Raw genomic sequence first — 15668 nt, forward strand, 5'->3', positions numbered from 1 at the left:
ATTCTCATCGAATCGGTCTCATCTCACGTGAATCATTATGCTCTTACACCGAAAAATGCTTTCAGCTTTGCAAACATCCCTTTGTTTTCTTCTTCAAAGGATTGAAGAGGAACAGATTCACCTAGTACGCGGCGAGCAATATTGCGATACGCAATGGAAACTTTATTTTTAGCATCCATGACAATCGGTTCACCATTGTTTGAAGCCTTAATGACATCATCATCATCGGCTACAATGCCGAGAAGATCAATTGATAAATGATGGACAACTTCATCCACATCCATCGAATCGCCATTTTTCGCCATGTGTGTACGAATGCGGTTCACAATCAAACGAGGCGGTTCAATATCCTCTTGTTCCAGCAAGCCGATAATTCGGTCTGCATCTCTCACAGCTGAGATTTCAGGTGTCGTGACCACAATCGCTTTGTCAGCACCTGATACAGCATTTTTAAAGCCTTGCTCAATTCCAGCAGGGCAATCAATGACAACATAATCAAAGTCTTGTTTCAATGATTGAATTAATTCTTTGATCTGCTCCGGCTCTACCGCCGTTTTATCGCTTGTTTGAGCAGCAGGTAAAAGATACAAAAGATCCTCAAACCGCTTATCCTTCACAAGCGCTTGGTGAATCTTGCATCTTCCTTCTACTACATCGACTAGATCATAAATAATGCGGTTTTCAAGTCCCATCACGACATCTAAATTCCGAAGGCCGATGTCGGTATCAACTAGACACACTTTTTTTCCTTGAATTGCTAGTGCTGTGCCTAAGTTTGCAGATGTTGTTGTTTTGCCAACGCCGCCTTTTCCTGAGGTAATCACAATAGCCTCGCCCAATTTCACATTCCTCCCTCAAGCCTTGTCAGATTAGGTCTTATATGAGCCAATTGCTGCAGGCGTTCAATGATCATATTGCCATCTATATCTAAATAAGCACATTCCATTTCATTTCCATCTTCTTTTTGATCCGGTGCACGGTTAAACACCTGTGCGATGCGAAGCTGGGTTGGAATCATATGAGATGCCGCAATCACAGCTTGTTTGTTTCCATTACATCCAGCATGCGCTACACCTTTTAATGCACCGAGCACAAAAATATTCCCCCCTGCACGAATGGTTCCGCCAGGGTTGACATCTCCTATTAATAAAAGATCCCCTTCGACATAAAGCACCTGTCCAGAGCGTACAATTTTTGCTACAGAAGTAATCTCAGCCTCTGCTTTTAAACGTCTCGCCTCTTCAGTTGACATGACGTCACTTTCAATAGAGTGAATGACAAGATGTTCATTTTCAGACACCGTTTCAGTTAAACGCGCCTCTTGATCCTCTGTTAAATATCGAAAACCAAGTTTAATATGCACATTGACTTTATGTCCTTCTCTTCCGTCTGTATATTGCTCAAGTAAAAGAACCTCTCGCAAGCCAGAAAGAAGGTCTTCAAACGAACAGTCATCATTTAACTGTAATGTTAATCCGTTTTTTGTACCTTTTATTGTCACATACTGCTGTTTTTGAGTTTTCAAGATGCTCACCTCAACAACATACTCATTTCGCCGTAATTGGACAAACTCCTGCTTTTATTCGTCGATCAGTCCTTGTTTCACATTGATGAAAAAGAGCCTAAGCGGCACAACAAGTATGAGAGACGCAGCAGTATTTAAAAGAATCGTTGGAATAAAGCGTTCGATGACATACGTATTAAAAGGCATAATATCTGGTTGAATCGTCGCTTGAACACCGTACACATAAAACTCCATCACTGCAACAGCAATCATCGATAGAAAGACAACGACTAACATATTCGTTTGGAGAACTTTGAAGGCTTTTGCTAACAAATAGCACAGCGCACCAAAGCCAAACATATGAACACCAAGAATACCTGTATACGAAATATCATATAAAAGTCCAAAGACAAATCCATAAATCACACCATATTTTTGATTCACAAAAGCTGTCATAAATACAAGTGCGAGTAAGATGAAATGAGGTGCTAAAATTTGATTGTCTGAAACAAATGGGAGCTTCACTAAATCGACAAAAATACTGTCAAACACGAAAATAAACAACATGACGAAAGCAAGAAGGACACGTTTCACGAGCCTTCCTCCTTCGTTAATTGAGATGCATCTGCCGTACTTGTGCTGCGATTCACAACAATCACACGGTCTAAATTATTGAGTTCAGCAGCTGGTTCTACATAAATAATTTTTGTCAGTCCGTAATGGTCCGGCTCAATTTCGCTTACCTTTCCAATCGTCAAGCCCTGCGGGAATACGCCCCCTGCTCCAGATGTTTCAACAAGATCTCCTTTTTTGACATCCCCATCAGCATCGGATTTTAAAATGTTCATTGTCAGCATTTTTTTCTTGCTGTCATAACCGTTAATAATTCCATTGAGTTCTTCTTTGCCCTTTTTCGCAAAAATTTTCGTTGAAATTCTATTATTTTGATCTGTAGAGCTTAGCAACCTTACAGTCGACGTAAAATTGTTGAGCTTATCACTTTCAATTTTCCCAATTAACGCACCACTCTCATTGGTGACCGCCATATCTTTTTCAACGCCTTGTTTTTTCCCTTTATCAATCATGACAAAACTATCCCAAAGGGACGGGTTTCTCGCAATGACTGTTGAAAGAATGGGCGTGTAGTCACGAATAGAGTTCACATATCCGAGCTGCTTGCGAAGCTTTTTGTTCTCATCTTCTAGTTCTTGAAGTTTCGCCTCATATTGGGTTTGTCCATCAAGTTTTTTTCGAAGACGCTCGTTTTCATCATATGTGTTCTTTAAATCTTGTACGTTTCCATAAATACCGGCAATAAATTGTGATGGTTTATGAAAGACACCTTGAAAAAAGCCTGTCGTATCCCCCACTAATTTTTCCGGCCATGAAGCACCTCTGCCGCTTTTCACTGAAAAACCAATCATGGCCACCAGTACGATGACACAGACAAGGAGCAACATTAATCTTTTATTCATAAAAAACTGCGGCATGTCTTACACCTCTTTATTTACGCCCAATTATCGATTATCTTTAGATTTTCCTTTGAACAAGTGAATATGTTCTAGTGCTTTCCCTGTTCCGATCGCTACACAGTCAAGCGGATCTTCAGCAATAATGACCGGCATTTTTGTTTCATCACTAATGACTTTGTCAAGATTACGCAGCAATGCACCACCGCCTGTTAAAACGATTCCACGGTCCATAATATCTGCTGCCAGCTCAGGTGGTGTTTTTTCAAGTGTCATTTTGACCGCATCAACAATTGTTTCCACCGTATCGCGAAGCGCTTTTGCAATTTCTTCTGCCGTAATAGAGATCGTTTTTGGCAGACCTGTTAAAAGGTCACGACCGCGAATGTCCATCTCATCATGTACGTCAGGCTGCGCAGAACCGATTTCCATTTTAATCGCTTCTGACGTGCGATCACCAATCATAAGATTATACGTTTTACGAATGTAGCTGCTAATCGCATCATCCATCTCGTCTCCTGCAACACGGATCGATTGAGATGTCACAATACCGCCAAGTGAAATAATGGCTACTTCTGTTGTACCGCCGCCAATATCTACAACCATGCTTCCAGTTGGCTCCCATACAGGAAGGTTAGCACCGATTGCCGCAGCAAATGGCTCTTCAATAGGGTATGCGTCACGAGCACCAGCTTGTCTTGTTGCATCAATGACTGCACGCTCTTCTACTGCTGTAATACCAGATGGTACACACACCATCACGTACGGTTTACGAGCAAAAAGCCCTTTACCTTTTAATGCTTGATTAATGTAATATTTCATCATTGTTGCTGTCGTCTCGTAGTCTGCAATGACTCCGTCTTTCATTGGGCGCAGTGCCACAACATTACCAGGTGTACGACCGATCATGTTTCTAGCGTCATTTCCAACCGCCACTATAGACTTCGTATCAGTTTCCAAAGCTACGACCGAAGGTTCTCTCACAACAATGCCTTTTCCTTTAATAAAAACAAGCGTATTCGCTGTTCCAAGATCTATTCCAAGGTCTTTTGTACCAATTCCAAACATATGTATGTATCTTCCTTTCTTAAACCAAAATTCCCTTTAGGGAAAAACTCATAAACTCTATTATATCGTAAAACATTGAAAAAAAAAGTGTTACAAATACCCTTTTTCCTTCAAACTCACAAATTTTTGATCACCGATCACTAGATGATCAAGCAGCTGTATTCCAATCAGCTTCCCACATTCAAAAAGTCGCTGTGTGACTTCAATATCTTCCCTGCTGGGCGTCGGATCTCCAGATGGATGGTTGTGCACACATATAAATGAAGCGGCCGAACGTTTAAAGGCCTCTTTAAAAATTTCGCGCGGGTGAACAATCGACGAATTTAGACTTCCGATAAACACAGTATGTTTATGAAGAACTTGATTTTTGGTATTGAGATAAAGACAAACGAAATTCTCCTGCGTCAAAAATCTCATATCTTCCATCACAAAATTCGCACCATCTTCCGGCGTGCGGATCACATAACGATTGTCCGTCGTTTGATGGTGTAATCTAGTGCCGAGTTCTAAAGCAGCTAAAAGAGAGATCGCCTTCGCTTTTCCAACTCCTCGAATCTTTGACAATTCTTCAATCGAAGCTTCCTTCACAGAACGAAGACCACCAAATGTTTGTAAAAGTCTTGCGGACACTTGAAGAACTGATTCCTTTTTTGTGCCTGTTCTCAAAAGAATCGCGACAAGTTCATGGTTTGATAAGCTGCTTGGGCCATATTTGACAAATCGTTCACGCGGCTTTTCATCATGAGGAAAATGCTTCAGCAGCATAGGGAAATGATTCAAGATCTACACTCCTTTTTTGATTCCTTCCCGTCATCAAAAAGGGGTGATACCAAATGTTTCAAGCACTCTGACTGTTTTAGCAATAGGGAGTCCTACAACGGAAAAATAATCACCGTCTATTTTTTGTACAAACAGGGCACCTTTTCCTTGAATGCCATAGCTTCCAGCTTTATCAAGAGGCTCACCGGTTTCAATATAGCGGTCTATTTCATCTTGTGTAAGCGGCCAAAATGTCACGTCTGTCTGTTCATAAAATGTTTCTTTTCTATTCTCTGATTGAATCGTGACACCAGTCAAGACTTGATGTGTCTTACCTGACAATAATTGAAGCATTGAGGCTGCATCTTCCTTGTCTTTTGGCTTTCCAAGACATTTGCCATCAATTGCAACAATTGTATCTGCACCAATGATCACAGCTTTGGGATGTATTTTTTGAATATCATTTGCTTTTTGTTCTGCCAACCATTGGACGTTCTCAGCAGGAGAAAGGTTTCGATTTATTTCTTCTTTTAAATCACTTGCTTGAATGTCATAAGAAAACCCTGCTAAATCAAGCAATTCTTTTCTTCTAGGTGATTGAGATGCGAGTATTAACTGGTTCATGTTTGTTCATCCTTTCAGGGTTTAGCCTAAGAAGTAAGATACCCATTCATCCTATCAAATGAACATCTTACCGACAATTGACGAAAATGCCATTTTCATGTTCCTCCATCATTATGTTGGAAGCAAAAGAAAAAAACTAGTCATTTTTTGACTAGTTTGGCTGTTAAAAACATGATTTTACGTATTTAGTTGATCTAATAGCGCTTGCTGAGATTTCCAGCCATTTTCAGCAGATGGGTCATTTAAAAGCTGTACAGCTTTCAGCAAACTGCTTTTAGCTGGTGCGTCAGTTGTTTTGGCATTTTCAAGCTCAGAAATCAACTGAGTGACTTCTTTTTGATCCACATCTTCTCCTGCAATCACCTTAGAGGATAAGACAGATGCCTTCTCTATTAAACCTGTCAGCTCATCCGGCACTTGAAACGAGAGCTCTTTTCCTCCCCATGCTTCAAAATGCTGATCGATCAATTTTTTCCCAACGGCACTTGTCATGCCTTGTTCTGTGGCAAGTCCGGCAATCACATAATATCCATCATCCATTGATACCTTTTTACCTGCATATCCTGCCTCTTTTAAACTGTCAACTAAGTCATCTGCTCCTTTTTCAGAAGAAAACTTTCCAGCCTGCACCACAAAGGTTGAAAAATGACCTGCTGCACTTTTTTCACCTTCATTGTCCTTTGACGTATCTGTAAGATCAGCCGGTGGTGCATCTCCCCCAGCTTTCGCCGACGGCCCGCTTCCAGATGCTGAGACGCTGATATGATCGCCTCCTGATGGATTGGCAGATCCATCTTTACTTAAACTTAATGCAAATACACCGAGGCCTGTCCCTAGAACGACTGCAAACACAATCGTTGTCATCACTCGTTTGAAGGGACCGCGGTTTTTACTGAACTTCTGGTCAAAAGAACCTTTTTTCTTTTGATAAGGTGTGACGACCTTTGGATCCGAATGGTAAATGTGATCAGCTGCATCGTCCCATTGAAAATCTTCTTCTTTCGGTTTGGACGGTTCCTCCTCGGAAGCGGCTGTCTCCTGTTCCGACTGCCTCTTTTCCTCCCAGTTCGAAAACGTCACTTGATCCTCTTGCTGTTTTTGAGGTTGATGCTCTTCTCCATGCAGCATTTCTTCCTTGCCATTAATATTGACCTTTAACCCTTGTTTTTTTGCCTGCCTTTTTTTCACTGTCATTCCCCGCTTTCTGACATTGTTTGTAAGAAAGACCTTTCTGTCCAATGAAATAGCGCGAATGTAACCCGTCCTTCTTTCTGTTTCACACTTTAACATAGCCAATAAAAAAAAGAACAAGACTTTTGTCGGCAGGTTCAAAAAGTGTTCGCCAATTTTCTCATCCAAAAAAATGACCAATTGGGCTTAACAAATCACCACAAAAAAGATAAAGCCAGAAAGAACAAGCGATGGCAGGAACAAAAGGAAAGGGTTCATTTGCCTTGTAAGAAAACACCTTTGCGTAAACCATTCCAGTGACAGACGAAAGAAAAAGAATGGTCAGAAACGGCTTAAATCCGAAGCAAAATGCAAGCACACCAAATAGTTTGACATCCGCTCCCCCCATACTATTTGGCTTGAAATGTTCTAAACTATAAAACAAAAGAAGACAAATAAGAAGGGATGCCGCTCCTTCCCACCAAATAAAAAGCGGTTCTAGCGTGCGGTATATGACGAAAAGAGGAAAAAAGAAGAGAAAGAGCTCGTTTGGTACTCTCATATAGAAAAGATCGCTCACGACAGCAATCACGAATAAACTACATAGACTCACAAGAAAAAGGCCCTCAAAAGAGAAACCAGCATGTTTATAAACGAGGAAAAAAAGGCCGCCTGTCAACAGCTCAACCATTGGATAAAGCAAAGAGAGCCGGGTTCCACAATGCTTACATGACCCTTTCAATACAATATAAGAAACAAGCGGGAGCATGTCGTGAAAAGAAAGCGGCTCTTTACAAGCTCCGCAGTGTGATCGAGGAAAAAGAATGGATCGCTTCATCGGAAGCCTCTCACCAACTAGATGAAAAAATGACCCCATGGCCATGCCTGTGAAAAACATAAAAAAATCAATCAAATTAGGTGACTCCTTCCGGAAATAGAATAGACCGGATTGTACCATAGCGATTCACCTTTGATCACCTTGCGAAAAAGTGATTTTCCCCCTCTCCTACATATCAAAAGAAAAAAGACGCTCATTACATAGAAGAAATTGCGTCTTTTGATTACCTTAAAATACGATTTCGGATATCTGAGAAAAAAATGTTACTAATAGCCTAACCCTTTTTCCTTCAAACTCACAAATTTTTGATCAAATATTACAAGTTAATAAAGCAAATATCCTAACAAGAAAGAGCACAAGATAGAAGCTTACCCCTCTTTTATAAAATCTCCCTATAATTAATCTTGTATAAGCAATTAGTTCCTCGAACTTTTTGTAGTGTGCTTAAATTAACTCAACATATAATCTCAAATACATTTCATTTAGAATAAAGGAAATTACAAATCACTTACTATAACTATTAAAATTTGGCTGATGTAGAATTATCGACTTATGTTCTAGTGAACAAGCAATAAAATTCGTCAAAAGAGATGTTCAAATATACAGACAAAAGGTAATCCTGATACACAAAATATAATTATTATTCTTATTCAGGGAGGTATTATAATTCCTCCCTACTCTATTACTAATTTTCTTGATAAAAAAATGAATCATGTTAAATAAACAGCGATAAAGCAATTGCAGATACCTTAGTACAATTTCTTAACTACATACTTCATCAAAAAAGGAGTGTCCTCCAACATTTAAACATGTTTGAGATATTACTGATATAAAGTTACTCCATTTGGAATTGCATTTAGATTATTATGGATAAAAAGGAAACTTTAAGAGATACTGTTAAAAACAGAACATTACTTTCTACACTATTCTAACAGCTTAAATTATAAATTCTAAGATCTTGTCTAACAGATTTAATTTTGACTTTATAAATTAGTTTAGTAAGAATAGATTTAAAACTCACTTATTTCAATTGGAAAACATTCAAACTATAATAAATCTATATAAAGCTAAACAATTTTTCTTATCTAATAAGTTTGACTTCATACCAGAATATCCTTATTATCTGGACTGCCTTAATTATTTTTTTAATACATTACTGTTTTCTTTTTTATTTTTATCCTTATCATCACCTTGATCGTCTTCATTTTCTTCTTCATTTTGCTCTTCATGAAATTCAATACTGGTGTTTCCAGTAATATTGTCAAAGGGAGTATAGTAAACACCTATGCTTTTCCCTAAAATAATTCGTTTAAAAAGGATTACAACTATTGAAACAACTATTAATAACAAAAAAGAAAGAAGTACTCCACTGATAATAAGCATGCTATCCCTCCTTTCAAAAGATTATGTATATTCTAAATCGTTATGGGTAATTTTTCAAGTGAACGTATCATTGGCGAATCCCTCCACATAATTTCTTTTAAATCAACTGATAGCTCAATAGTAGGTAATCGATTTATTAATGTTAAAAAGGCAATTTTACTTTCTAACCTAGCTAAAAACGCTCCTAAACAGTGATGTTCTCCTTTTCCAAAAGAAAGATGCTTATTATTTATTCTCTTCAAGTTTAAACTATAAGGATTTTCAAACTTCACTGGGTCATGGTTAGCCGCGGCGTTAGAAACAATAACTACATCCCCTTTCAAAATCTCAAAACTTTTATATTCAAAACTTTCCTTAGCCCATCTCCCTTTAGATAAAAGAATTGGACTAGATGTTCTCAATAATTCTTCTATAGCTGATTCTATTGTTTCTGGATTATTCTTTAAGAAAGTATATTCAACTGGATTTCTCAGCAAATTCAACATCCCATTTCCGATTAAATTAACTGTTGTATCATATCCTGCCACAATTAAAAAGAAAATCATAGAATATAATTCACTTTTGTGCAGTTTATCATTATTAATCTCTTTTACTAATTCTGAAATCAAATCTCCTGTTTGACATTTCCTTTTTTCTTCAATTATGCCATCCAAATATGCAATAAATTCCCTTAATTTAGGCGTAATAATTTCTAAATTTTGAGCTGAACTATCCGTAAGCACATTTGCCCACTCAGTAAACAAATCATAATCCTCAGAAGGTACTCCTAAAACTTTAGAAATAACCGCAATAGGCAAAGGTCTTGCATACTCTTCCATTAAATCTATAGTTTTTTTTCCCTCCATTGAGTTCACTAACTCATTACAAATCTCTTCTATTTGATTGGTTAATTTTAAAATCATTTGAGGAGTAAAAGCCTTCTGAACAAGTTTTCGGAGCCTCATGTGATCCTCACCATCTTTAGACAATAAATTATCACTCAAGAGCTTCAATTCAGGAGTAGGAAAAAATCCCCTTTCAGCTTCTTCAGGTAGTATTCCTCTTGGATCTACAACTAATCTAGAGTCTTTTAAAAGTAATTCAGCATCTTCATATCTAGTAATCAACCAACTTCTCTGATTACCAAACTCTTCAGATTGAAAAAAATGTATTGGGTCCTTCCTTCTGAAAAAATCTAATATTTCTAAAGGATTATCTTTAAACTCTTGTGAGAAAGGATTAAATTTCATAATATTCGTTGACATAAACTTAAAAACCTCCAATATAATTGCTTTCTATTCATAATATTACCTGCTCTATACTCTCAAGCTTTATAAAGCTTGAGAGTATAGAATTAATTAACTAGATATAAGTAGCTGATAATATTTCTTCTTTTAACTTGTTTGCAATAATATTTACACTTGGAGAATCCATCATTTCCGCATGCTTGCCAGGCACTTGAATATTTTTTAAATCTCCTTCTAGATAACTACTCCACTTATTACCTAGTCTTGTTCCTTCCTGAGCTTCAAAATAAATTAAACCTCTATATTGTTTTTCTATTTTATATTCAGCCGATACCTTCGTGTTAGCATGAAAGATATTACTTAAAGTTTTTATATCCTCTACTTCAAGACCTGGTGGTAACATTTGTCTTATTTTAGGAGAATTTATTAGATTTTTAAAGGTCACCTCTGCGATTTCCTTTTCTTTATTAGGGTCTAAAATTAAATGTGCCGATATAGAGTTTAGAACCTGTATAATGCTTTCTTCCTTACTTAGGATATATTCTGCTCTTGGGAATGCCGTATCTATTAAAGATAATAAAGATACTTCCTCCCCCTGCTCAATTAGTTGATTTGCTATCTCATATGCAAAAAGCCCTCCTATCGACCAGCCGCCCAACATGTAAGGACCTTTAGGCTGAATTTCTTTTATTTTTTTCAGATATAACCTACTCAAATCTTCCAATCTAATATTTTCCATAGATCTATCTTCAACATACGGAAAGTTAATTCCATAGAGAGAACAAGCATTGTCCAAAAGTTTAGCAAGTTCCATATAGCATAGAGTATTGCCACTTGCAGGATGAATGAAAAAGAAAGGAGCGCCATCAGATTCTCTCAACTTAATAATTAATTCGAGATTTTTTTCTGTCTTATCTTTTTTCTTAATCAGAGAAGCTAAAGATTGCACTGTTGGATTCTCAAATAGATTGGGCATAGTTAACTCTTTATTTAATCTAATTTGTATAAGATATAATAACTTTATAGCCAGTAAGGAATGACCTCCTATTTCAAAAAAGTTATCATATACTTCTATATATTCACTATCTAAAACTTCTTTCCATATTTCTAGAAGTTGATACTCAGTATAATCACAAGGGGGGCGCTTATAAACACTCTGTTGATCATAATTTAATCTATTACTCTCCAGATTTCTCCTGTCAATTTTTCCATTTGGCGTTAAAGGGAGGACTTCCATCTTCACAAAGTGTGCTGGCACCATATAAGCTGGAAGCTTTTCTTTTAATGCTATACGCCACTCCGCAGGAGTCTCCTCACCAACTACATGCAAAATCTCGCAATTGTTTTTGTTCTTCCTCTGTCAGGTAAGTCAGTTCATTAAGCGTTTTTTGTTCTGACGTTTGGGTTATTTGCTGAAGAATTTCGACTAAGTGCTTATGAAGACGATTAATGGTTTCTTCTTCGAAATAGTTTAAATCATACATTAGTTTTAAAGATAACTGGGCACCTGGAATAACCACTAAACTCAAAGGATAATTATTTTGTTCTGCCCCCTTCATATTTAAAATCTTCAAATCGTGATTAATTTCAGTTTCTTGGATAGGATAATTTTCAAAAACATATAAAGTATTAAACATCGAAATCCCTCGTGGGATTTTACTCCACCCTTGAATGTCAGTTAATGAGGTATACTCATATTGTCGACGTTTACTGTCTTTTACTTGAAGATCTTTTAACCAATCCACTACCTTTGTTTCACCTGATACTTGTACTCGTGCTGGCAATGTATTGATAAAGAGCCCTACCATTTTTTCTACACCCGGTAGATCTGTCGGTCTTCCCGAGCTTGTCACTCCAAATAATACATCTTCTTCTCCACTATATTTGCTTAATAAATATCCCCAAGCACCTTGGACTAAAGTGTTCAGAGTAAGTTGATTCTTTCTTGCCCATTTTTGAAGTACTTGTGTTTCCTCTTGTGATAAATGATAAATACTTTGACTATATCCTTGGTGTTGCTTCTTCTTATCTCCCACTGAACCAAATGGTGTAGGAGAAGTGATACCTTCTAATTCTTTTCTCCAAAAAGCCTCTGCTTGCGCCTTATCTTGCTGTCTAATCCAACGTATATAATTTTCATAAGAAGGTACCGATGGCAATATAATATGTTCCTCATTAATCAACTGTCCATATACCTTCATCACTTCATGTAATACTTGTTGTAGACTCCATCCATCTAGTAGGGCATGATGATGACTCCATATAAACTGATAGATATCCTCTCCACAATGGACCAAATACAAGCGCATTAAGGGACCCTTTTGAAGATCAAAAACTTTCATCCTGTCTTGAATTAAAAGTTCTGACAACTGTGATTGTTGCTCTTTTGGTGAACTATATTGCCAGTCTAATTCATTGATTGTTACAGGCATAATATTACAAACAATCTGATGAATATCTTGACCGTCTCCCCAACTAAACACCGTTCTTAATACTTCATGACGATTAATGATATATTCCCATGCAGTCTGAAAATATCCAGAATTTAAATTCCCTTGAAGAGTCAATATACATTGTGTAATATAATCACCTATACTTCCATCATAAAGCGTATGAAAAACCATCCCACTTTGAAGAGGTGCAAGTGTATAAATATCTTCTATCTCTGTATACTTATTTGTAATTACATCAATTTGTTCTGTGCTTAAATTTGCTTGTGAAAAATCAGATGAAATATAAGCATAATCTCCCTGCATATCACTACTCTCGATTAGCTTATATAAGGTATTAAGAAATACTTCTGCAATATGCTCAATAGTTGACCTCTTAAATTGATGCCCGCTATAAAGCCAAGTAAATTCTAATTTTCCTTCTTTTACTATTCCTACTACATCAATTAGATGCCCGCGTTTTGTGCCTTGATCATAATTGTCATTGGTTAATTCCATTCCTGTCTTAAATAAGGCTTCTCTGTTGACCTCTTGATTAAATTGACCTAGATAGTTGAAACTAATTGAAGGCTGTTTTTGAAGTTGAAGAAGGTCTCCCACTTCTTGATTAAGGTATCGAAGAATACCATAATCCACCCCTTTATTTGGCACCTTACGTAACTGCTCTTTAACAGTTCGAAGAGACTCTATTGGTGTCTCTGTCCCTTTAATATCTAGGTGAACCGGATATATGCTGGTAAACCATCCTACTGTTCTAGAAACATCAATTCCTTCTATAATTTCCTCTCGTCCATGTCCTTCTAAATCAATTGATAAAGACGGCTTCCCAGTAATTTGTTTTGTTGCTTGTACTAAAGCTGTTAGTAATATTTCATTTATATGCGCTCGATAAGTTGATGTTATATCTGTTAACAATGCTTTTGTATTTTTTTTATTTAACGAAACTGTAATTTGTTCTGTAGTTTCCTCTATTGAATGATCAATTTGGTAATCCATTGGTAAACCTTCGGTCTTTTTAGACGCCTGTTCTATCCAATAATCCTGAATTCCTTTTGGTATATTTTCACTATACGTTACTAGATGAGAAGCCCATTCTTTATACGATGTCGTTTTAGCCGGCAATTCAATCTCTTCTCCATGGACTAGTTGATTATAAACATTTTGAAGATCCTCTAAGAGAATACGCCAAGAAACTCCATCTACCACTAAATGATGAATTCCCCAGAAAAGTCGTCCTTCTTGATGTGCTTTGTCCTCAAAATATATTATTTTCATAATTGGCCCATCTTGAAGATTTAAAGTAGATTGGGCTTGTTTTATTGTTTCATAGATTCTCTCTTCTTTTCCTTTATCTTCTTCAATTCTTACTGAAATGACCTCGCTAGAAACCAAATTCTCTATTCCAGTATTGACCTGCGACCATTCAAGATCTGATGTACGCTGATAACGAAGACGTAAAGCATCATGGTGTTTTATCAAAACCTTAAGTGCCTTATCTAGTACTCTTACATCTAGAGCCTTTTTAGTTCGCAAGAACATAGACTGATTCCAATGGTGAGGATTTGAATGTTTTTGTTCAAAAAACCAATGTTGAATAGGAGTCAATAAGACTTCTCCCGTCACTATTCCTTGGTTACTATAAATCTTTTTCGTCTTCTCTACTACTCGTGCTAGTTCAGCAATAGTCTGATGTTCAAATATTTGTTTTGGTGTTAAATATAAACCTATTTCATTTGCCCTAGCAATAATTTGAATACTAAGAATAGAGTCTCCTCCACTTTCAAAGAAATTATCATGGATACCGATGTTTTCAACACCTAGAACTTGTTCCCAAATGGAAGCCAACAACTCTTCACGTTCATTTTGAGGTGCTACATATTCCCCTTCCTTTTCTACTTGTCCAGGATGTGGTAATACCTTACGGTCTACTTTTCCATTTGGTGTTAAAGGGAGGACTTCCATCTTCACAAAGTGTGCTGGAACCATATAAGCTGGAAGCTTTTCTTTTAATGCTATACGCCACTCCGCAGGAGTCTCCTCACCAACTACATAAGCTACTAGACGTTTATCACCCGGCTCATCTTCTCGAACAATTACTACAGCTTCTTGAATAGAAGGGAGGTCATTTAAAGTTGCCTCTACTTCTCCTAATTCAATCCGAAAACCTCGAATTTTCACTTGATCATCTGCTCGACCTACAAACTCTAAATCACCATCTGGAAGATAGCGTACTAAATCCCCTGTCCGATATAAACGAGCCCCCGGTTCATCATTAAAAGGATGCGGTATAAAGCGTTCAGCCGTTAACTCCGGTCGATTTAGATAACCACGTGCTAAGCTCTGACCTCCAATATAAAGTTCACCTATTACTCCAACCGGAACTGGTTGACCATATTTATCTAATACATATAACTGAGTATTAGATATAGGTTTCCCCAAAGTTAGTATTCCTTTTCCCTCATAAACACAAGCAGATGCACAAACAGTATTTTCTGTAGGTCCATAGGCATTAATAAAGATACATTTCTTTGCCCACCTTTTAGCTACCTCTTTATTACAAGCTGATCCAGCCGAAATAATTACCTTAAGGTGATCAAATCTATTTTCATCTAAATTAGCTAATATAGCTGGCGGTAACGTAGCATGTGTTACTCTATTCTCTTCAACAAGATTAATAAATCTTGTTCCAGGCAACATTTCTTCTTGTTTTCCTAAAATTAAAGTAGCTCCAGATAAAAAAGAGGTAAATATCTCTGAAACAGCTGCATCAAATGCAAAAGAAGCAAACTGTAATACTTTACTTTCGTGATTGATTTTAAAAATCTTTATTTGAGCATAAGCTAGGTTACACAAACTTTTTAGTTCTAACAAAACACCTTTTGGTTTTCCAGTAGAACCTGACGTATAGATGACATACGCTAAGTTTTCTGGTGTTACTCCATGAACAGGTGTAGTGATAGGCTCATTTCTAATTTCTTGAGAATTTTCATCTAAACAAATCCTCTCAACATCCGATGATACCCACTCTGTAAGATGCGATTCTGTCACCAATATTTGAATGCCTGCATCTTCAAGAATGTATTGAAGACGTTTCTCCGGATATGCTGGATCTAGCGGGACATAAGCGCCTCCGGCTTTGAGAATCCCTAGTAATCCAACAATCATTTTTGGAGAACG

The 15668-nt window shown here is 37.1% G+C and carries 13 protein-coding genes and 1 pseudogene; all 14 read right to left on the reverse strand.

The features are described from left to right. Positions 1-35: 35 nt before the first annotated feature. On the reverse strand, positions 36-839 hold the full coding sequence (gene minD, locus N521_RS09195; RefSeq protein ID WP_017358134.1) for a septum site-determining protein MinD: 804 nt from the start codon (positions 837-839) through the stop codon (positions 36-38). Between the two features lie 2 nt (positions 840-841). After that, complete coding sequence (minC, locus tag N521_RS09200) at positions 842-1525, reverse strand: septum site-determining protein MinC (protein WP_035390981.1); 684 nt, start codon at positions 1523-1525, stop codon at positions 842-844. Between the two features lie 54 nt (positions 1526-1579). Then, positions 1580-2098: a rod shape-determining protein MreD gene (mreD, locus tag N521_RS09205; protein ID WP_035390984.1), complete on the reverse strand. Its 519-nt coding sequence runs from the start codon at positions 2096-2098 to the stop codon at positions 1580-1582. Continuing rightward, on the reverse strand, positions 2095-2994 hold the full coding sequence (mreC, locus tag N521_RS09210) for a rod shape-determining protein MreC (RefSeq protein WP_007501536.1): 900 nt from the start codon (positions 2992-2994) through the stop codon (positions 2095-2097). Before mreC ends, mreD begins: the two co-directional genes overlap by 4 nt. Before the next feature lie 27 nt (positions 2995-3021). Then, entirely contained in the window at positions 3022-4041 is a 1020-nt protein-coding gene (locus N521_RS09215; protein WP_007501538.1) for a rod shape-determining protein, read from the reverse strand. 90 nt (positions 4042-4131) lie between these two features. Beyond that, positions 4132-4806, reverse strand: coding sequence for a RadC family protein (gene radC / locus N521_RS09220; RefSeq protein WP_026050121.1), 675 nt, complete (start codon positions 4804-4806; stop codon positions 4132-4134). A gap of 48 nt (positions 4807-4854) precedes the next feature. Beyond that, positions 4855-5424, reverse strand: coding sequence for a Maf family protein (locus N521_RS09225; RefSeq protein WP_007501543.1), 570 nt, complete (start codon positions 5422-5424; stop codon positions 4855-4857). Positions 5425-5601: 177 nt separating this feature from the next. Further along, positions 5602-6795 (reverse strand): SPOR domain-containing protein, encoded by a 1194-nt coding sequence (locus N521_RS09230; protein WP_035390985.1) that lies wholly within the window; start codon positions 6793-6795, stop codon positions 5602-5604. Next, the gene (locus N521_RS09235) at positions 6776-7507 is read right to left on the reverse strand and encodes a prepilin peptidase (protein WP_035390986.1); all 732 of its coding nucleotides are present in this window, start codon (positions 7505-7507) and stop codon (positions 6776-6778) included. The genes N521_RS09230 and N521_RS09235 overlap by 20 nt, the downstream gene beginning before the upstream one ends. A 1062-nt stretch (positions 7508-8569) precedes the next feature. Further along, positions 8570-8815: a DUF3951 domain-containing protein gene (locus N521_RS09240; protein WP_035390988.1), complete on the reverse strand. Its 246-nt coding sequence runs from the start codon at positions 8813-8815 to the stop codon at positions 8570-8572. A gap of 32 nt (positions 8816-8847) precedes the next feature. Next, on the reverse strand, positions 8848-10059 hold the full coding sequence (locus tag N521_RS09245; RefSeq protein ID WP_035390990.1) for a cytochrome P450 family protein: 1212 nt from the start codon (positions 10057-10059) through the stop codon (positions 8848-8850). Between the two features lie 97 nt (positions 10060-10156). Next, complete coding sequence (locus N521_RS09250) at positions 10157-11278, reverse strand: thioesterase domain-containing protein (protein ID WP_231493309.1); 1122 nt, start codon at positions 11276-11278, stop codon at positions 10157-10159. Positions 11279-11354: 76 nt separating this feature from the next. Beyond that, positions 11355-14453, reverse strand: a complete 3099-nt coding sequence (locus N521_RS09255; protein WP_442852761.1) for a condensation domain-containing protein — start codon at positions 14451-14453, stop codon at positions 11355-11357. Continuing rightward, positions 14433-15668 (reverse strand): annotated as a pseudogene (locus N521_RS20000) (non-ribosomal peptide synthetase); the annotation flags it as partial. The gene N521_RS09255 and the pseudogene N521_RS20000, both read right to left, overlap by 21 nt.

The organism is Bacillus sp. UNC125MFCrub1.1 (assembly GCF_000701305.1).
Taxonomy (GTDB): domain Bacteria; phylum Bacillota; class Bacilli; order Bacillales; family Bacillaceae; genus Bacillus; species Bacillus altitudinis.